At 71.2% G+C, this 19,685-nt stretch carries 14 protein-coding genes; 9 read left to right on the top strand and 5 right to left on the bottom strand.

Annotation, left to right across the window (positions count from 1 at the left end; all coding sequences use genetic code 11):
• Positions 1–180: 180 nt before the first annotated feature.
• From acnA to dxs, 9 genes are all read left to right on the top strand, one after another.
• The gene (acnA, locus tag D7294_RS24950; protein WP_120683539.1) at positions 181–2,901 is read left to right on the top strand and encodes an aconitate hydratase AcnA; all 2,721 of its coding nucleotides are present in this window, start codon (positions 181–183) and stop codon (positions 2,899–2,901) included.
• A gap of 253 nt (positions 2,902–3,154) precedes the next feature.
• Complete coding sequence (gene ngcE, locus D7294_RS24945) at positions 3,155–4,573, top strand: N-acetylglucosamine/diacetylchitobiose ABC transporter substrate-binding protein (protein ID WP_120683537.1); 1,419 nt, start codon at positions 3,155–3,157, stop codon at positions 4,571–4,573.
• 40 nt (positions 4,574–4,613) lie between these two features.
• Positions 4,614–5,675, top strand: coding sequence for a carbohydrate ABC transporter permease (locus tag D7294_RS24940; protein WP_120683535.1), 1,062 nt, complete (start codon positions 4,614–4,616; stop codon positions 5,673–5,675).
• A gap of 14 nt (positions 5,676–5,689) precedes the next feature.
• Positions 5,690–6,562, top strand: a complete 873-nt coding sequence (locus D7294_RS24935) for a carbohydrate ABC transporter permease (RefSeq protein WP_120683533.1) — start codon at positions 5,690–5,692, stop codon at positions 6,560–6,562.
• Between the two features lie 159 nt (positions 6,563–6,721).
• Entirely contained in the window at positions 6,722–7,912 is a 1,191-nt protein-coding gene (locus D7294_RS24930) for an ROK family transcriptional regulator (RefSeq protein WP_120683531.1), read from the top strand.
• Positions 7,913–8,141: 229 nt separating this feature from the next.
• A complete protein-coding gene (locus D7294_RS24925; RefSeq protein WP_174248435.1) occupies positions 8,142–9,242 on the top strand; it encodes a sugar ABC transporter substrate-binding protein in 1,101 nt (366 codons plus the stop codon).
• Positions 9,243–9,422: 180 nt separating this feature from the next.
• The gene (locus D7294_RS24920) at positions 9,423–10,214 is read left to right on the top strand and encodes an ATP-binding cassette domain-containing protein (protein ID WP_120683527.1); all 792 of its coding nucleotides are present in this window, start codon (positions 9,423–9,425) and stop codon (positions 10,212–10,214) included.
• The gene (locus D7294_RS24915) at positions 10,207–11,436 is read left to right on the top strand and encodes a sugar ABC transporter permease (protein ID WP_120683525.1); all 1,230 of its coding nucleotides are present in this window, start codon (positions 10,207–10,209) and stop codon (positions 11,434–11,436) included. Before D7294_RS24920 ends, D7294_RS24915 begins: the two co-directional genes overlap by 8 nt.
• Before the next feature lie 323 nt (positions 11,437–11,759).
• Positions 11,760–13,676 (top strand): 1-deoxy-D-xylulose-5-phosphate synthase, encoded by a 1,917-nt coding sequence (gene dxs / locus D7294_RS24910; protein WP_120683524.1) that lies wholly within the window; start codon positions 11,760–11,762, stop codon positions 13,674–13,676.
• A gap of 58 nt (positions 13,677–13,734) precedes the next feature.
• On the opposite strand, the gene D7294_RS24905 is transcribed toward dxs, so the two are convergent.
• The 5 genes from D7294_RS24905 to D7294_RS24885 form a co-directional block, all read right to left on the bottom strand.
• Positions 13,735–14,145, bottom strand: coding sequence for a VOC family protein (locus tag D7294_RS24905; protein WP_120683522.1), 411 nt, complete (start codon positions 14,143–14,145; stop codon positions 13,735–13,737).
• A gap of 57 nt (positions 14,146–14,202) precedes the next feature.
• The gene (locus tag D7294_RS24900) at positions 14,203–14,625 is read right to left on the bottom strand and encodes a PIN domain-containing protein (RefSeq protein ID WP_174248434.1); all 423 of its coding nucleotides are present in this window, start codon (positions 14,623–14,625) and stop codon (positions 14,203–14,205) included.
• Complete coding sequence (locus D7294_RS24895) at positions 14,622–16,751, bottom strand: 3-hydroxyacyl-CoA dehydrogenase NAD-binding domain-containing protein (protein ID WP_120683520.1); 2,130 nt, start codon at positions 16,749–16,751, stop codon at positions 14,622–14,624. Before D7294_RS24895 ends, D7294_RS24900 begins: the two co-directional genes overlap by 4 nt.
• Positions 16,752–16,800: 49 nt before the next feature.
• Positions 16,801–18,018, bottom strand: a complete 1,218-nt coding sequence (locus tag D7294_RS24890; protein WP_120683518.1) for a thiolase family protein — start codon at positions 18,016–18,018, stop codon at positions 16,801–16,803.
• A gap of 345 nt (positions 18,019–18,363) precedes the next feature.
• Positions 18,364–19,626, bottom strand: a complete 1,263-nt coding sequence (locus D7294_RS24885) for an HRDC domain-containing protein (RefSeq protein ID WP_120683516.1) — start codon at positions 19,624–19,626, stop codon at positions 18,364–18,366.
• Positions 19,627–19,685: the final 59 nt, after the last annotated feature.

Raw genomic sequence — 19,685 nt, 5'->3', positions numbered from 1 at the left:
GTCCCACCGCCAGGCGGCCGGGATGTACTAGAGTTATCTCGACATCGAGATATCTTGTGGCGGGCCGCGCTCCCGTCGTGCGCCGAGCGCTCGCTAAGGGTGGCCTTAGCGAGTGTGGTCAGGGTGCGGGCGGCAGGATTGCGGGAGAACGCGCGAATTCATGTGTTGAAGGAGACAGTCGTGTCGGCGAACAGCTTCGACGCCCGCAGCACGTTGCGGGTGGGCGACGAGTCGTACGAGATCTTCCGGCTGGACAAGGTGCCGGGCTCGGCCAGGCTTCCGTACAGCCTGAAGGTGCTGCTGGAGAACCTGCTCCGCACCGAGGACGGGGCGAACATCACCGCCGATCACATCAGGGCGCTCGGCGGCTGGGACGCGCAGGCGCAGCCGAGTCAGGAGATCCAGTTCACGCCGGCGCGCGTGATCATGCAGGACTTCACCGGCGTGCCCTGCGTGGTGGACCTGGCCACCATGCGCGAGGCCGTCAGGGAGCTGGGCGGCGACCCGGCGCGGATCAACCCGCTGGCCCCCGCCGAGCTGGTCATCGACCACTCCGTCATCGCCGACAGGTTCGGCACCCCCGACGCGTTCCGGCAGAACGTCGAGCTGGAGTACGGCCGCAACCGCGAGCGCTACCAGTTCCTGCGCTGGGGCCAGACGGCGTTCGACGAGTTCAAGGTCGTCCCGCCGGGCACCGGCATCGTGCACCAGGTCAACATCGAGCACCTGGCCCGTACCGTGATGGTGCGCAACGGCCAGGCCTACCCCGACACGCTGGTCGGCACCGACTCGCACACCACGATGGTCAACGGCCTCGGCGTGCTGGGCTGGGGCGTCGGCGGCATCGAGGCCGAGGCCGCCATGCTCGGCCAGCCGGTCTCCATGCTCATCCCGCGGGTGGTCGGCTTCAAGCTGACCGGCCGGCTGCCCACCGGGACCACCGCCACCGACCTGGTGCTCACCATCACGGAGATGCTGCGCAAGCACGGGGTGGTCGGCAAGTTCGTGGAGTTCTACGGCGAGGGCGTGGCCGCGGTCCCGCTGGCCAACCGGGCGACCATCGGCAACATGTCGCCGGAGTTCGGCTCCACCGCGGCGATCTTCCCCATCGACGCGGAGACCCTCGGCTACCTGCGGCTGACCGGCCGCGACGAGGGGCAGCTCGCCCTCGTCGAGGCGTACGCCAAGGCGCAGGGCCTGTGGCACGACCCCACCGCCGAGCCCGAGTACTCCGAGTACCTGGAGCTGGACCTGGCCACCGTCGTGCCGTCCATCGCCGGGCCCAAGCGCCCCCAGGACCGCATCGCCCTCACCGCCGCCAGCGGGCAGTTCGCGCAGGACGTGCGCTCCTACGTCCCGGCCACCGACGAGTACGAGGCGAGCAAGGAGTCCTTCCCCGCCTCGGACGCCCCGGCCTACAGCAACGGCGCCCCGAGCCGCCCGGTCACCGTCACCGGCGAGGACGGCACCACCTTCGAGCTGGACCACGGCGCGGTGACCGTCGCCGCCATCACCTCCTGCACCAACACCTCGAACCCCTCGGTCATGGTCGGGGCCGCCCTGCTGGCCAAGAAGGCGGTCGAGCGCGGCCTGAGCCGCAAGCCCTGGGTCAAGACCACGCTGGCCCCCGGCTCCAAGGTGGTCATGGACTACTACGAGCGCGCGGGCCTGACGCCGTACCTGGACAAGCTCGGCTTCAACCTCGTCGGCTACGGCTGCACCACCTGCATCGGCAACTCCGGCCCGCTGCCCGAGGCGATCTCCACGGCGGTCAACGACAACGACCTGGCCGTCGTGTCCGTGCTCTCCGGCAACCGCAACTTCGAGGGCCGCATCAACCCCGACGTCAAGATGAACTACCTGGCGTCCCCGCCGCTGGTCGTGGCCTACGCGATCGCCGGCAGCATGAAGGTGGACCTGACCCGCGAGCCGCTCGGCACCGACCCCGAGGGCAAGCCGGTGTACCTCGCCGACATCTGGCCCTCCGAGCAGGAGATCGAGGAGGTCGTCGCCTCCGCCATCGGGCAGGAGATGTTCGGCCAGAGCTACGCCGACGTGTTCGCGGGCGACGCCCAGTGGAACGCCCTGCCGATCCCCACCGGCTCGACCTTCGACTGGGACCCGGAGTCGACCTACGTCCGCAAGCCCCCCTACTTCGAGGGCATGACCGCGGAGCCCTCGCCGGTGGCGGACATCGCGGGCGCCCGGGTGCTCGCCAAGCTCGGCGACTCGGTCACCACCGACCACATCTCCCCGGCCGGCGCGATCAAGGCCGACTCGCCCGCCGGGCAGTACCTCACCGAACACGGCGTCCAGCGCCGCGACTTCAACTCCTACGGCTCGCGCCGCGGCAACCACGAGGTGATGATCCGCGGCACCTTCGCCAACATCCGGCTCCGCAACCAGATCGCGCCGGGGACCGAGGGCGGATACACCCGCGACTTCACCCGGGAGGGCGGGCCCGTCTCCTTCATCTACGACGCCTCGCGCAACTACCAGGCGGCCGGGGTGCCCCTCATCGTCCTCGCGGGCAAGGAGTACGGCTCCGGCTCCTCGCGCGACTGGGCCGCCAAGGGCACCGCGCTGCTCGGGGTGCGGGCCGTGATCGCCGAGTCCTACGAGCGCATCCACCGCTCCAACCTGATCGGCATGGGCGTCCTGCCGCTGCAGTACCCCGAGGGGCAGAACGCCGCCTCCCTGGGCCTGACCGGCGAGGAGACCTTCTCGATCTCCGGCGTCACCGGCCTGAACGACGGCGGCATCCCGGCGACGGTGCAGGTCTCCACCGACACCGGCGTGGAATTCGACGCGGTCCTGCGCATCGACACCCCGGGAGAGGCCGACTACTACCGAAACGGCGGCATTCTCCAGTACGTGCTGCGTTCCCTGATCCGCAAGTGACGCTCTGTTCCGCATGTGACGGGAGTGCACCTATGAACTCCTCTGCGCCATAAGGGCCTTGACGCACAAAAGCGCGGGCCGCCCCCTTTTGCCGAGGTGGGCGGCCCGCGCTCGTGTGTGCGGGAGATCTCAACTAGGAAAATCCTGCGGGCTACGCTGCGCGCGATCTTCCCCGGCCGAGGCAAGTGGACTATACCTGTCGGAATCCGGTCGGCCCGGCCGTCTGATCGTTGACGAAGGCGAGGACGCGCACATGACTTCCCGTCCGTACCTCAACCGCCGCACGCTGCTGAGGAGATCGGCAGCAGCGGGGCTGGTCACCGTTCCCGCGCTCGGCGCTCTCTCCGCCTGCGCCAGCGGTGGTGGGAGCGACAACGAGCCCGAGGAGCGGGGTGAGACCTCGGCCGACAACCCGTTCGGCGTCACCGACAGCGAGCTCGAAGTCGTCATATTCGACGGTGGTTTCGGCGACCAGTACGCGAAGGACGCCGAGGCCATCTACGAGCAGAGCTACGGCTCGGTCGACCACACCAAGACCCAGGAGATCAGCAGCCAGCTGCAGCCCCGGCTGGTCCAGGGCAGCCCGCCGGACGTCATCGACAACGACGGCGCCCACGCCATGGAGATCGCCGCCCTGATCCACGACGAACAGGTCTACGACCTCACCGAGTTGCTCGACGCGCCCTCGCTCGACGACCCGAACACGAAGGTCCGCGACACCCTGATGCCGACCATCGTCGAGATGGGCCAGTACGGCGGTCAGGAGGTCTACCAGCTCAACTACGCGTTCACCATCTACGGCCAGTGGTACTCCCGCACCGCCCTGGAGCGCATCGGCGCGGAGTATCCGCAGACCTGGGACGAGATGCTCGCCGTCTGCGAGGCCGCCAAGCGCGAGGGCATGGCGGGCTGGACCTACGCGGGGCAGTACCCCTACTACTTCAACTTCACGATGTACCCGATGATCGCCAAGGTGGGCGGCCCCGAGGTCCTGGCGGCCATCGACAACCTGGAGCCCAACGCCTGGCGCCACGACGCCGTCAAGGCCGTCTTCGAGGCGTACTACGAACTCACCGCCCGCGGTTACATCCTGGAAGGCAGCCCCGGGATGAGCCACGAGGACTCGCAGGACGAGTGGAACCAGTACCACGCCCTGTTCATCCCGAACGGCTCCTGGGTGGAGAACGAGTCCAAGGCCAACACCCCCGAGGACTTCCGGATGGCCGTCGGCGCGCCCACCGGCCTCGACTCCTCGGACGCCATGCCGTTCGGCACGCTCTGGGCCTCGGGCAGCGCGCCCTTCTTCATCCCCGCGGACGCCTCCAACGCCGCCGGCGGCCTGGAGTTCCTGCGCATCATGCTGGGCAAGGAGTCGGCCTCGAACTTCACCAAGCTGACCTCCTCGCTCACCTGCGTCCGGGGCGCCGCCGACGACCTGGAGCTCGGCCCCGGGCTGACCAGCGCCAAGGAGACCTTCGAGGCGGCCGGCGACAACCTCGTGCTGCCGCGGATTCAGGACTGGTACTCCACGCTCAACAACGAGGACATCGGCGGCGCCATCGCCGACATGATGGCGGGGAACATCGAGCCCGACGAGGCGATCACCCGCTGCCAGAACGCCGCGGACACCGTGGCGCAGGACGACTCGATCCTGAAGACCAGGCACGTCTGAGGACGCCGGCGAAGCGGAGGGGCTGAGGCCGAGGGGCGGCATGGCAACCACGACAACGGAACGCGAGAGCACGGCGGCGGGGAGCGGCGCCGTCCCGGCGAGGGACCGGCTCACCTGGCGCGAACGCGCCCTGTTCACGGCGGCGTTCTTCCTGCCGCCCCGGCTCACCCCCGACCGGGTGCGCTACGACCGGCGGTACCGCAAGCTGGACCAGCACCGTTTCATCGTCTGGTTCCTCGTCCCGCCGGTGCTGATCTACCTGGTCTTCGTGATCTCGCCCTTCCTGCAGGCGTTCTACTACTCGATGACCGACTGGTCGGGATTCGACAGCGAATTCTCGTTCACCGGCTTCGACAATTACGAACGCATGTGGCACGACGAGAAGTTCTGGGACGCGATGGGCAACAGCGTGCTGCTGCTCGTGCTCGGCCCACTCATCACCCTGGCGCTCGGCCTCTTCTTCGCCTTCATGCTCACCGCAGGCGGCAGGCACCGCAGGAGCGAGCCGGTCTCCGGCATCCGCGGGGCGAACGTCTACAAGATCGTCTACTTTTTCCCGCAGGTGCTCTCCATCGCGGTGATCGCGGTGATGTGGGGCCGGATTTACAGCCCGCACGGCGGGATCGTCAACGAGACCCTGGGCGCGGTCGGGCTCGACTCCTGGAAGCAGGAGGACTGGCTCGGCGGCGACCTGGCCCGCTGGTGCGTGCTCGCCGTGCTGTGCTGGTCCTTCGTCGGCTTCTACGTGGTGCTGTTCTCCGCGGCGATGAGCGCCATCCCCACCCAGATCTACGAGGCTTCGCTGCTCGACGGGGCCGGCCGCTGGCAGATGTTCTCCCGGCTGACCTTCCCGCTCACCTGGGACACCATCAGGACCGGCTGGATCTACATGGGCATCCAAGGCCTCGACGGCTTCGCACTCGTGAACATCATGGTGCCGGAGCACGGCATGGACGTGGTGCCCAGCTACCTCTACAAGAAGGCGTTCCAGGAGGCCCAGGCCGGCTACGCCACGGCCATCGGCGTGGCGCTCTTCCTCGTCACCCTGGTCTTCGCCCTGATCATGCTGCTGCTCGGCCGGCGCGACCGGATCGAGATGTGAGGAGAAGGACACCGATGAGCGTCACCCGGTCCGACGGGGACACCAGGCGGCGCGCCACCAGCGGCGGCGTGCTCAACGTCTTCGCCCACTCCTTCCTGGTCCTGTGGACGGTGCTGGCCGCCGGGCCGCTGCTGTGGGTGGTGGTCTCCAGCTTCAGGGCGCACGCCGACATCGTCGCCCACCCCTTCGGCTTGCCAGGCGAACTGCACCTGAGCAACTTCAGCCACGCGTGGAGGTCCGCGGACCTCGGCCGTTACACCCTGAACTCGCTGATCATCCTGGCCGGTTCGCTCACCGGCACGATGCTCTTCGGCTCGATGGCGGCCTACGTGCTGGCGCGGTTCTCCTTCCGCGGGAACCGGCTGATCCACCTGCTGTTCGTCGGCGGGATGATGTTCCCGATCTTCCTGGCGCTGGTGCCGCTGTTCTTCGTGCTCGACAACTTCGGGCTGCTGAACACCAGGCAGGGCCTGATCCTGGTCTACATCGCCTACTCGCTGCCGTTCACCGTCTTCTTCCTCGTGTCCTTCTTCCGCACCCTGCCCACCGGGGTGCAGGAGGCCGCCACCCTCGACGGTGCTTCCCACACGCGAACGTTCTTCCAGATCATGATGCCGATGGCGAGGCCCGGGCTGATCAGCATCGGGATCTTCAACTTTCTCGGCCAGTGGAACCAGTTCGTCCTGCCCCGGGTGCTCAACGTCGAGGACGCCGACGACGCCGTGCTGCCCCAGGGCCTGGCGGCCCTGATGATCAGGCAGAGTTACGAGGGGGACTGGGGCGCCCTGTACGCCGGGGTGACCCTGGCCATGCTGCCGGTTCTGGTGGTCTACGTGGCCTTCCAGCGGCAGGTGCAGAGCGGCCTGACGGCGGGGGCGATACGGTAGCGCGCCCCCGCGGTGGCCGCTGCGGTTTCCTCTCCGTTCCCCCACATCCGGTCCTGAGTTCATATAGTGGGCGCGGCGCCGTCTCCTTCCTACCGCTGTCGGGGCGGCCGGCGGGCTCCCAGGGGAGCCCGCCCCCGAGAGGCGGAAGTGGAGTGAGCCGTGGATACTCCGGGATCGCAGTCCTCGCTGCACCGCGCCAACCTGGAGCGGGTGGTGCGGGCCGTGCGGGCGGCGGGTTCCTTGACGCAGGCGGACATCGCGCGGACCACCGGCCTCTCCGCCGCCACGGTCTCCAATATCGTTCGGGAGTTGAAGGAACTTGGCACCGTCGAGGTGCGCACCACCTCGGCCAGCGGGCGCCGGGCCCGCAGCGTCTCGCTCTCCAGTGACGCGGGCATCGTGGTCGGGGTGGACTTCGGCCACTCGCACCTGCGGGTCGCGGTGGGCAACCTCGCCCACCAGGTGCTCGCCGAGGAGGCGGAGCCCTTCGACGTGGACGCCTCGGCCGACCAGGGCTTCGACCGGGCCGAGAAGCTGGTCGGCAGGCTGCTGGCGATGGCGGGCGTGGAACGGGCCAAGATCATCGGCATCGGGCTCGGCGTGCCGGGGCCGATCGACGTGGCCTCGGGGGCCCTGGGCTCCACCGCGATCCTGCCCGGCTGGCGCGGGACCAACCCGCGCCAGGAGCTGGAGGCCAGGACCGGCGTCCGGGTCCACGTGGACAACGACGCGAACCTCGGCGCCCTCGGCGAGCTGGTCTGGGGCAGCGGCCGCGGCTCGCGCGACCTGGCGTACATCAAGGTCGCCAGCGGCGTCGGCGCGGGCCTGGTGATCAACGGCCAGATCTACCGCGGCCCCGGCGGCACGGCCGGCGAGATAGGCCACATCACGCTGGACGAGTCGGGCCCGGTCTGCCGCTGCGGCAACCGCGGCTGCCTGGAGACCTTCACCGCGGCCAGGCACGTCCTGCCGCTGCTGCACGCCAGCCACGGCCCCGACCTCACCATGCACCGGGTCGTCCAGCTGGCCAGGGAGGGCGACCCCGGCTGCCGCAGGGTGATCGCCGACATCGGGCGGCACATCGGCACCGGCGTGGCCCAGCTGTGCAACCTGCTCAACCCCAGCCGGATCGTGCTGGGCGGCGACCTGGCCGAGGCCGGGGACATCGCGCTCGGCCCGATCCGCGACTCGGTCGGCCGCTACGCCATCCCCAGCGCCGCCAGGCAGCTCACCCTGGTCCCCGGCGCGCTCGGCGGGCGGGCCGAGGTGCTCGGCGCGCTGGCCCTGGTGCTGCGCGAGATGGGCGAGGGCATGCTTCTCGGGCCCTCGGCACCCGCCGCCAAGAAGTAAACGAACACATTTCAAACAAATCCTTCATGGGCAGACCCGCACCGGGGGGTTCATTTCCCTAGGAAACCGGCGATGTGGCCAGAGGGGGCCGAGCTTCGCAAGGTATCGGTTCGGTTGACACTTGCTTTAAGTCTTGACGACAAGGGTTACCGAGGAGTTAGCTCTCAGCCGACCCACGGCCGCGAAGTGGCGGCCCCAGAGGGAGGCTGAGCCGACAATGCGTCAGTACATGCGATTCGTCGCGATCGGAGCCACGTCCATAGCGATGGCCGCCGCCTTGGCCGCCTGCGGCGAGGCCGGAGGCGGAGACGATGACAAGGACAACGACGGAGGGGGCGGAGGCGGCTACACCATCGGCCTGCTCCTCCCGGAGAACGCCACCGCGCGTTACGAGTCCTTCGACCGGCCCTACATCGAGGACAAGATCAAAGAGCTGTGCCCTGACTGCGATATCAAGTACTCGAACGCCGACCAGGACACGAACACCCAGAAGCAGCAGTTCGACGCCCTGCTGACCGAGGGCGTGGACGCGATCATCCTCGACGCGGTGGACGCCTCGGCCACCGCCTCCTGGGTGGAGGACGCCCAGGCCGAGGACGTGCCGGTGATCGCCTACGACCGGCTGGCCCAGGGCCCCATCGCCGGCTACGTGTCCTACGACAACGTGAAGGTCGGCGAGCTGCAGGCGCAGACCCTGCTCGACAGCCTCGGCGACCAGGCCGAGGGCGCCCGCGTCGTCATGATCAACGGCTCGCCCACCGACCCCAACTCCGGGGACTTCAAGCAGGGCGCGCACTCCGTCCTGGACGACACCGTCGACGTCGTCTACGAGCAGGACATCGACGGCTGGGACGCCGCGCTGGCCAACGAGAAGATGACCGGCGCCATCGAGTCCCTCGGCAACGGAAACGACCCGGGCTTCGACGCGGTCTACGTCGCCAACGACGGCATGGCGGCCGGTGTGATCACCGCCCTGCACTCCGCCGGCATCACCGACGTCCCGGTCGGCGGCCAGGACGCGGAGGTCGCGGGCCTGCAGAGCATCCTCGCCGGCGACCAGACCTTCACCATCTACAAGGCACTGCGGCAGGAGGCCGAGACCACGGCCGAGCTGACCTACCGGGTGCTTGAGGGCGACGACACCGGCGACCTGGCCACCAGCACCGTCGACAGCCCGACGGACGAGGACATCCCGGCCCGCCTGTTCGACCCCGTCGCGGTCACCGTCGACAACATCAACGACACCGTGGTCGCCGACGGCTTCCACACGCCGGAGGAGATCTGCACCGGCGACTACGCCGCCGCCTGCCAGGAAGCCGGCATCGGCTGATCCGCCGGGCCGCACCGGCCCTTTCGGCCTCCCCGCCCCGCCCCAGCCGGGTCCCCGACCCGCGGGGCGGGGCACTGGCCCGCCGGTGACCCGCCTCGGCACCCCGCCGTCCGCGGCCCTCCGTCACGGGCCGCGCGGGGCCGTCGGACCCCCACGCTGTTCAAGGAGCTGACCCCAGCAATGACCGCCACCGCCGCGCCCGTTCTGGCGCTGAGCGGAGTCTCCAAACGGTTCGGTGCCGTCCAGGCGCTCACCGACGTCGACCTGGAGATCCGCCCCGGCGAAGTGACCGCCCTCGTGGGCGACAACGGAGCCGGAAAGTCCACCCTCATCAAGACCATCGCCGGCGTGCACCCGATCGACTCGGGCACGATCTCCTGGAAGGGCGAGGTCGTGCGCATAGCCAAGCCGCACGACGCCCAGGAACTCGGCATCGCCACCGTCTACCAGGACCTGGCGCTGTGCGACAACCTCGACGTGGTCGCCAATCTCTTCCTCGGCCGCGAGCTGCGCCGCCGTTCCGTCCTCGACCAGGTGCAGATGGAGCGCCAGGCCCTGGAGTTGCTGGACACCCTGTCCATCCGCATCCCCAGCGTCCGCATCCCGGTCGCCTCCCTCTCCGGCGGCCAGCGCCAGGTGGTGGCCATCGCCCGCGCCCTCGTCGGCTCGCCCGAGGTCGTCATCCTCGACGAGCCCACGGCGGCCCTGGGCGTCGAGCAGACCGCCCAGGTCCTCGACCTGGTGGAGCGGCTGCGCGAGCGCGGCCTCGGGGTCGTCCTCATCAGTCACAACATCGCCGACGTGCGGGCCGTCGCCGACGAGGTCGCCGTGCTGCGCCTCGGCCGCAACAACGGCCTCTTCCGGGTCGAGGACACCTCGGGCGAGGAAATCATCGCCGCCATCACCGGCGCCGCGGACAACGCGGTGTCGCGCCGGCGGGCGCGCAAGGACGGAGGTGAAGGCAATGAGTGAGGACCTCGCTCCCGACCCGAGGCTGCTGGTCCGCGAGAAGGGCCTGGCCGGCTACTGGGAGGACTTCAAACGGCGCGTGCGGGGCGGTGAGCTCGGCTCCATACCCGTGGTGCTCGGCGTCATCGTCATCGCGATCGTCTTCCAGGCACAGACCGGTGACTTCCTCACCCCGCGCAACCTCAGCAACATCATGGTCTACGTCGCCGGCCCCGGCATCATGGCCGTCGGCATCGTGCTGGTGCTGCTGCTGGGCGAGATCGACCTGTCCGTGGGCTCGGTGGCCGGCCTCTGCGCGGCCCTGTGGGCCGTGATGTCCGACCAGCACGGGGTCAACGACATCCTCGCCATCGTGCTCGCGGTCGCGGGCGGCGCCGTCGTGGGCACCATCCACGGCTTCTTCTTCGCCAGGATCGGCGTCCCCGCCTTCGTGGTGACGCTGGCCGGCTTCCTCGGCTGGAGCGGTCTCCAGATCTGGGTGATGGGTGACAAGGGCACCATCAACATCCCCAGGGACAGCCTGGTCAAGGACATGTACGGCTACTACTTCAGCGACATCTCCGCGGCCTACGGCCTGGCCACCGTGCTCACCGCCGGCTACCTGTTCGCGCTCTGGCGCCAGGAGCGCCGCCGCCAGCAGGCCGGGCTGACCACCCGCCCGCTCAGCGAGATCGTGCTGCGCGCCGTGCTGGTCGCCGCGGCCGCCTTCGTCGCCGCCTACGAGCTGAACCAGCACCGCGGCCTGCCGCTGGCGCTGGTCATCTTCCTCGCGGTCCTGCTGCTCGCCGACTTCATGCTCCGCCGCACCACCTACGGACGGCAGATCTACGCGGTCGGCGGCAACGCGGAGGCGGCCCGCCGCGCGGGCATCAACGTCGAGTTCGTGCGGCTGACCGTGTTCAGCATGTCCAGCGCGCTCGCCGCGCTCGGCGGCCTGTTCACGGCCGCCCAGGCCGGTGGCGCCTCCAAGAGCCTGGGCTCGGGCAACCTGCTGATGAACGTCATCGCCGCCGCGGTGATCGGCGGCACCAGCCTCTTCGGCGGGCGCGGCTGGGTCTGGTCGGCGCTGCTCGGCACGCTGGTCATCCAGTCGATCACCACCGGCCTCAACCTCATGGGCATGTCCAGCGAGATCCAGTACATGATCACCGGCGCGGTGCTGCTGCTCGCCGTGGTCGTCGACTCGGTCTCCCGGCAGACCCAGCGCAGCGCGGGCAGAACCTGACCGGCCCTCCCGGGCGGCCCGGACCTCTCCGGGCCGCCCGGGGCCGGCCGCCGGGGGCGCATGAGGCCCCCGGGGCACCTGGGAAGCCCGGGACGCCCGGGACGCCCGGGATGTAAGAGAACAGCGGGCGGAGGATCAGACCCGATCGGAAACCTGTCGGGTCTGATACGCGAAGAGCCACATGTCGGTCAGGACCGTGCACCTCGGTCCTGACCGTGTGTGTTCCGCCCCAACCTTCGCCCTCGAACGGCCGCCGCGATCCCGTGACACTAAACTGCGGCGCACGACCCACGCAGGGCCGAAGGCCGACGCAAGGAGGAACGGTGCCGCTGCTGACCCGTATCTCGGGACCGCGGGATCTCGACCGGCTCACCCCGGAACAGCTGGACGAGCTGGCCGCGGAGATCCGCTCCTTCCTCATCAGGGCCGTGGCGAGAACGGGCGGCCACCTCGGCCCCAACCTGGGCGTCGTCGAGCTGACCATCGCCCTGCACCGGGTGTTCGACTCGCCGGCCGACCGCATCCTGTGGGACACCGGCCACCAGGCGTACGTGCACAAGCTGCTCACCGGCCGCCAGGACTTCTCCGGGCTGCGTACCGAGGGCGGCCTGTCGGGCTACCCCTCGCGCGCCGAGTCCGTGCACGACGTGATCGAGAACAGCCACGCCTCCACGGTCCTCGGCTGGGCGGACGGCCTGGCCAAGGCCAACGAGCTGCGCGGCGTGGACCACCACGTGGTGGCGGTCACCGGCGACGGCGCCCTGACCGGCGGCATGGCCTGGGAGGCGATGAACAACATCGCCGCCGCCAAGGACCGTCCCCTGGTCATCGTGGTCAACGACAACGAGCGCTCCTACGCGCCGACCATCGGCGGCCTGGCCAACCACCTGGCCACCCTGCGCACCACCGCCGGGTACGAGCGCTTCCTCGCCCGCGGCAAGCAGATGCTGAACCGGACCCCGGTCGTCGGCCGCCCGCTGTACGGCACCCTGCACGGCGCCAAGAAGGGCCTCAAGGACGTCATCGCCCCGCAGGGCATGTTCGAGGACCTGGGCCTGAAGTACCTCGGGCCCATCGACGGCCACGACGTCCAGGCCCTGGAGTCCGCGCTCCAGCGCGCCAAGCGCTTCGGCGGCCCGGTCATCGTCCACTGCCTGACCGAGAAGGGCCGCGGCTACCAGCCCGCCCGGGACGACGAGGCCGACCAGTTCCACACCGTGGGCGTCATCCACCCCGACACCGGGCTCCCGGTGTCCTCGGGCGGCGCCGACTGGACCTCCGTGTTCGGCGAGGAGATCGTCAAGCTGGGCCGCGAGCGCGAGGACATCGTGGCGATCACCGCGGCCATGCTCCGCCCGCTGGGCCTCGGCCCCTTCGCCGAGGAGTTCCCCGACCGGGTCTTCGACGTGGGCATCGCCGAGCAGCACGCGGCCGTCTCCGCGGCCGGCCTGGCCACCGGGGGACTGCACCCGGTCTTCGCCGTCTACGCCACCTTCCTCAACCGGGCCTTTGACCAGCTGCTGATGGACGTCGCCCTGCACCGGTGCGGGGTCACCTTCGTGCTCGACCGGGCGGGCGTCACCGGCCCCGACGGCGCCTCGCACCACGGCGTGTGGGACATGTCCGTGCTGCAGTGCGTCCCGGGGCTCAGGCTGGCCGCGCCGCGCGACGCCGATCAGCTGCGCGCCCAGCTGCGGGAGGCCGTCGCCGTGTCCGACGCCCCCACCGTGGTGCGCTACTCCCGGGGCAAGGTCGGGCCGGCCATCGCCGCGGTCGACTCCGTCGGCGGCATGGACGTCCTGCGCCGGCCCGACCCCGGCACCGAGCGCCCCGACGTGCTGCTGGTCTCCGTGGGCGCCCTGGCCCCCGTCTGCCTGGAGGCCGCCGAGCTGCTGCACCGGCAGGGCATCAGCTGCACGGTCGTCGACCCGCGCTGGGTGAAGCCGGTGGACCCGGCCCTGCCCGGCCTGGCCGCGGGGCACCGGATGGTGGTCACCGTGGAGGACAACTGCCGCGCGGGCGGCGTCGGATCGGCCGTCGCCCAGGCCCTGCGCGACGCGGACGTGGACGTGCCCCTGCGCGACTTCGGCATCCCGGACGACTTCCTGCCGCACGGCAGCCGCGAGCAGGTGCTGGCCCGGGTGGGGCTGACGGGCCCCGGCATCGCCCGGCAGGTCACCGGCTTCGTCGCCCGCCTCGACGGCCGCTTCGACCCGGCCGGCGCGGGCCTGCAGAACTGAGCGGGCAGGCGCGGGTCCGGCGGCCTGGCCGGGGGCGGCTCGCGCCGCCCCCACGGCCTCAGCCCTGCTGCGTGAGGGCCGCCGGGTCCATGTAGACGATCTCCCACAGGTGCCCGTCGGGGTCCTGGAAGCTCCTGCTGTACATCGGGCCGTCCGCCATGGGCTCCATCGAGGGCCTGCCGCCCGAGGCCAGCGCCCGGTCGACCAGCTCGTCCACCTCCTCGCGGCTGTCCGCGCTGAGCGCCAGGATGGACTCCGTGGCCGTCGTGGCGTCCACGATCTCCTTCCTGGTGAAGTTCTTGAAGAACGGCTCGACCAGCAGCATCGCGTAGATGTCGTCGCTGATCACCAGGCAGGCGGCGTTCTCGTCGGTGAACTGCGGGTCGAACGAGTAGCCGAGCCTGGTGAAGAACTCCTTCGACCGGCCGAGGTCCTTCACGGGCAGGTTCACGAAGATCTTGGTGGACATCGGGGGCTCCCTCTCTCCTGATGAGGCGTGGGCGTGCGCGCCGCCGGGCGGCGGCGCTCACCCGGTCAGACCCCGGTTCCCCCCGAAATTCATCGCCCGCGGCCCGGCCACCTCGGCGCCGAGCTCCGTCACCCGCGCCCGCAGGCCCCGGTCGGCGGTCACCACCAGGCACCGCCGCCCGCGGCCCTCGTCACGGACGAGCTCCACGATGCGGTCGTCCCCGCTGCCAGGGGCGGACTCCACCCGCACCCCTGGCACCGAGGCGACGCCGCGGGCCGCTCCCTCGACGACCAGCACCATCTCGACCGGCTCCGGGTACCCCCGCAGGCGGTCGCGCAACCGTTCGGCCGCCCCGCGGCGGTCCCGCCACCAGCCGTCGGGCACCGAGCCCACGACGTTCGCCCCGTCGACGACGACCAGCGGCGTCCGGCCCGCCGCGGGCGAGCCGGACGCCGAAGGAGGGGTGTCCTTCCCGGTCACTCGGGGACGCTCGCCACGCCCCGCGGCAGCAGGCGCCGCCCGAGGACCCGCTCGGAGATCCCCGCCCGGTCGAGGTAGGGGGTGATGCCGCCCAGGTGGAAGGGCCAGCCGGCGCCGGTCAGCAGGCACAGGTCGATGTCCTGGGGCTCGGCCACCACGCCCTCCTCCAGCATCAGGCCGATCTCCTCGGCGATCGCGTTCAGCGCGTGCGCCCTGACCTGCTCCTCCGTGCGCACCTCGCCGCCCACCTCGAAGAGCGCCGCCACCTCGGGGTCGAGCTCCTGCTTCCCCGAGTCGGAGACGTACAGGCTGCGCTTGCCCGCCGCCACGACCCGGCCCAGGTTCGCGGAGACCCGGAAGCGGTCGGGGAAGGCGGCGTGCAGCGTGCCCGCCACGTGGTGGGCCACGGCCGGGCCGACGAGTTCGAGCAGCACGATCGGCGACATGGGCAGGCCAAGCGGGGCCAGCGCCCGGTCGGCGACCTCGACGGGGGTGCCGTCGTCGATCGCGCCGAGCACCTCGCCCATGAACCGCGTCAGGATGCGGTTGACGACGAAGGCGGGGCGGTCCTTGACCAGCACCGCCGACTTCCGCAGCTGCTTGGCGACGGCGAAGGCGGTGGCCAGCGACGCGTCGTCGGTCTTCTCGGCCCTGGCGATCTCCAGCAGCGGCAGCACGGCCACCGGGTTGAAGAAGTGGAAGCCCACCACCCGCTCGGGATGGGCGAGCCCCTCGGCCATCTCGCCGACGGAGAGCGAGGAGGTGTTCGTGGCCAGGACGGCGGTCTCCGGCACCACCGCCTCCAGCTCGGCGAACACCTGCCGCTTGACGCCCATCTCCTCGAAGACGGCCTCGATCACGAAGTCGGCGTCGTGGAAGGCGGCCGCCTTGTCGAGGGAGCCGGTGACCGACGCCTTCAGCCGGTTCGCCTCGTCCTGGCCGATGCGGCCCTTGAGCAGCAGCATGTCCAGCTGCTCGTGGACCCAGCCCACGCCCTTGTCGATCCGCTCCTGGTCGACGTCGGTGAGCACCACCGGCACCTTCAGCCTGCGCACGAACAGCAGGGCGAGCTGCGAGGCCATCAGCCCGGCGCCCACGACGCCGACCTTCGTCACCGGCCTGGCCAGCGACTTGTCCGGGGCGCCCACCGGCCGCTTGGCCCGGCGCTGCACCAGGTCGAAGGCGTACAGGCCGCTGCGCAGCTCCTCGCTCATGATGAGGTCGGCCAGCGCCTGGTCCTCGGCCGCGAAGCCCGCGTCCACGTCCCCGCTCCTGGCCTGGGCGATGAGGTCCAGGGCCCGGTAGGCGGCGGGGGCGGCCCCGTGCACCTTCTCGTCGGCGAGGGACCTGCCGCGCGCCACCGCCCGCTCCCAGGCCTCGCCCCGGTCGGGCTCCTCCCGCAGCGCGGTCACCTCGCCGCGCAGCACGGCCGAGGTCCACACCAGGGACTGCTCCAGGAAGTCGGCGGCCTCGAAGAGGGCGTCCGCGATGCCGAGTTCGTGGACCTGGGGGCCCTTGAGCATGCGGTTCTGGCTGAGGGCGTTCTCGATGATCACGGTGACCGCGCGGTCGGCGCCGATCAGGTTGGGCAGCAGGGTGCAGCCGCCCCAGCCGGGCACCAGGCCGAGGAAGACCTCGGGCAGCGCGAAGGCCGTCACCGCGTCGGAGACCGTCCGGTAGGTGCAGTGCAGGCCCAGCTCGACGCCGCCGCCCATGGCCGCGCCGTTGTAGTAGGCGAAGGTCGGCACGGCCAGGCCGTCGAGGCGGCGGAAGATCGCGTGCCCCGCGGCGCCGATGGCCAGGGCCTCCTCGCGCCGGCCCAGCAGCTCGACGCCCTTGAGGTCGGCGCCCACGGCGAAGATGAAGGGCTTGCCGGTCACGCCGACGCCCACGATCTCCCCGGCCTGGGCCTCCGCCTCGACCTGGTCGATCGCCGCGTCCAGGGAGACGAGGGACTGGGGCCCGAAGGTGCTGGGCTTCGTGTGGTCGAAGCCGTTGTCCAGCGTGATGAGGGCGAACCTGCCCGCGCGCTGCGGCAGGTCGAGGTGGCGCACCCTGGCGTGGGTGACGACCTCGTCGGGGAACACCTCGGCGGCCCCCTTCAGCGTGTCAGCGATGGCGCTCACCGGCGTACTCCCGTCGTCCTGCTCGTCCTCACGTCGGCCTTGGCGGTACTCATTCCCGGCCCTCCCAGTGCGGGTTCTCCCAGATGACCGAGGCGCCCATGCCGAAGCCCACGCACATCGTGGTGAGCCCGTAGCGCACGTGCGGCTGGTCCTCGAACTGGCGGGCGAGCTGGGTCATCAGCCGCACGCCCGAGGAGGCGAGCGGGTGACCGAAGGCGATGGCGCCGCCGTACTGGTTGACCCGCGGGTCGTCGTCGGCGATGCCGTAGTGCTCGAGGAAGGCGAGCACCTGGACGGCGAAGGCCTCGTTGATCTCGAACAGGCCGATCTGGTCGATCGTCAGGCCCGCCCGGCGCAGCGCCTTCTCGGTGGCGGGGATCGGGCCGAAGCCCATCACCTCCGGCTCCACCCCGGCGAAGGCATAGGTGACCAGGCGCATCTTGACCGGGAGCTCCAGCTCCCTGGCGACCTCCTCGGCGGCGATCAGCGAGGCGGTGGCGCCGTCGTTGAGGCCCGCGGAGTTCCCCGCGGTGACGCGGCCGTGCGGGCGGAAGGGCGTCTTCAGCCCCGCCAGCGCCTCCACGGTGGTACCGGGCCGCATCGGCTCGTCCGCCGTGGCCAGGCCCCAGCCGCGCTCCCCGCCCTCCTCGCCGGTGCGGCGCACCGCGATCGGCACCAGGTCGGGCTGGATGCGCGCGTCGGCGTACGCCTTGGCCGCCTTCTCCTGGCTGCGCGCGGCGTACTCGTCGGCCCTGGCCCTGGTCAGGGTGGGGAAGCGGTCGTGCAGGTTCTCCGCCGTCATGCCCATGAACAGGGCGGACTCGTCCACCAGCTTCTCGGCGACGAAGCGCGGGTTGGGGTCGACGGCCTCGCCCATGGGGTGGCGGCCCATGTGCTCCACGCCGCCCGCCACCGCGATGTCCCCGGCCCCGAAGGCCAGGGAGCCGGCCACCGTGGTCACGGCGGTCAGCGCCCCTGCGCACATCCGGTCGACGGAGTAGCCGGGCACCGTCTTGGGCAGCCCGGCCAGGATCGCCGCGGTCCTGCCGAGCGTGAGGCCCTGGTCGCCGATCTGGGTGGTGGCCGCGACGGCCACGTCGTCGACCCGCTCCGGCGGCAGCTGCGGGTTGCGCCGCAGCAACTCGCGGATGCACTTGATGACCAGGTCGTCGGCGCGGGTCTCGTGGTAGATCCCCTTCGGCCCCGCCTTGCCGAACGGGGTACGGACGCCGTCCACGAAGACGACGTCCCTGACGTTACGCGGCACGATGACAACTCCTCACAACCGTGGAACCAGGACTACCGGGCACACCGAGCACATCGACCACACCGGGAGAACCCGATGGAGACCGGGCAGGACCGGAGGGGACCGGGTGACCGCGGGGAGCCCCCGTGAATCCCCGGCCCAAGGCCATGCTACTCGTGGGTAACCGGCTGGCAAGAGCGGACCACGCCCTCGCCGCTTGGCGCTTGTGCGGGCGTCAGGGCCCGGGGTGACCGGCGGCGGACCCGGAGACGGGCGGGAAATCGGGGGACGTCCGCCGCAACGAACCGCTCGACGCCGGCGAGCCGCCCGGAACCCTTCGCGAACGCCGGGGCGGGCGCTGAGCCGTCAGTGGGAGGCCGCGAGGGCCGTCGCCAGCAGGGAGGCGGTCTGGGAGATCTGCCACTCCCTGGCGCCGAGGGCGCGCAGCGCCTCGGCCACCGACGCGGCGTCCGGCTCGGCGGGCGGCTCCCAGCACAGGCGGCGGACGGCGTCCGGCGCGAGCAGGTTCTCCTGGGGGAGCCGCAGCAGCTCCGCGTGCGCGGTCACGGCGGCCCGCGCGGCGGTCAGCCGGGCGGCGGCGGCCGGGTCCTTCTCGGCCCAGGCCCGCGGCGGCGGGGGACCGGCGGCGGGCTGGCCCGGCTGCGGCAGCTCGGCCTCGGGCAGCCGCCTGGCCCGGTCGACCGCGGACTGCCAGTGCTCCAGCTGGCGCCGCCCCATCCGGTGGCCGAAGCCGTGCAGGGCGGCCAGCGTCCGCGCGTCGCTCGGCATGGCCTGCGCCGCGGCGATGATCGCCGCGTCGGAGAGCACCTTCCCCGGCGACAGATCCCGCCGCTGCGCCACGTGGTCCCGGGCCGTCCACAGCTCCCGCACCACGGCGAGCTGCCTGCGGCGGCGCACCTTGTGCACGCCCGAGGTCCGCCGCCACGGGTCCTTGCGGGGCGGCGGCGGGGGAGCGGCCACGATGGCGGCGAACTCCTCCAGGGCCCAGTCCAGCTTCCCCTGCCCGCGCAGCTCCTCCTCCAGGGCGTCGCGCAGGTCGACCAGCAGCTCCACGTCGAGGGCCGCGTACCGCAGCCACGGCTCGGGCAGCGGCCGGGTCGACCAGTCGACCGCCGAGTGCCCCTTCTCCAGGCTGTACCCGAGGACCGTCTCGACCATCACCCCGAGCCCCACCCGGGCGAAGCCGGCGAGCCGGCCGGCGAGCTCCGTGTCGAAGAGCCGGGTGGGGACCATGCCTATCTCCCGCAGGCAGGGCAGGTCCTGGGTCGCCGCGTGCAGCACCCACTCGACGTCGCGGAGCGCCTCCCCGAGCGCGGAGAGGTCGGGGCAGGCGGCGGGGTCGACCAGTGCGGTGCCGGCGCCCTTGCGGCGCAGCTGGACCAGGTAGGCGCGCTGCCCGTAGCGATATCCGGAGGCGCGCTCCGCGTCGATGGCCACGGGCCCGCTGCCGGCCGCGAAGGCGGCGACGGCGGCGGCGAGCTCCTCGGGCTCGGTGATGACCGGGGGTACGCCCTCTCGTGGCGTGAGCAAAGGGACCGGCGCGGGGCCAGAGGGCTCGGAGGCGGAAACTCCTGGAGATGCGTCCGTGGTCTGCTGGGCGTCGGTCACCAGTTAAGACTAACTCTGTGCGTACGGTGCACAACGTCTCTCCGTGCTCCCGGCACCTG

The sequence above is a fragment of the Streptomyces hoynatensis genome, from assembly GCF_003626535.1.
In the GTDB taxonomy this organism is placed as follows: domain Bacteria; phylum Actinomycetota; class Actinomycetes; order Streptomycetales; family Streptomycetaceae; genus Streptomyces; species Streptomyces hoynatensis.
Note: the sequence above shows the minus strand (reverse complement) of the source record. Positions and strands in the feature narration are given on the sequence as shown.

Coding starts and splice junctions, on each gene's coding strand:
- D7294_RS24905 (WP_120683522.1), bottom strand. CDS start 14,145: ATGTCCACCAAGATCTTCGTGAACCTGCCCGTGAAGGACCTCGGCCGG.
- D7294_RS24935 (WP_120683533.1), top strand. CDS start 5,690: ATGAGCGTCACCCGGTCCGACGGGGACACCAGGCGGCGCGCCACCAGC.
- ngcE (WP_120683537.1), top strand. CDS start 3,155: ATGACTTCCCGTCCGTACCTCAACCGCCGCACGCTGCTGAGGAGATCG.
- D7294_RS24915 (WP_120683525.1), top strand. CDS start 10,207: ATGAGTGAGGACCTCGCTCCCGACCCGAGGCTGCTGGTCCGCGAGAAG.
- D7294_RS24940 (WP_120683535.1), top strand. CDS start 4,614: ATGGCAACCACGACAACGGAACGCGAGAGCACGGCGGCGGGGAGCGGC.
- D7294_RS24925 (WP_174248435.1), top strand. CDS start 8,142: ATGCGATTCGTCGCGATCGGAGCCACGTCCATAGCGATGGCCGCCGCC.
- D7294_RS24920 (WP_120683527.1), top strand. CDS start 9,423: ATGACCGCCACCGCCGCGCCCGTTCTGGCGCTGAGCGGAGTCTCCAAA.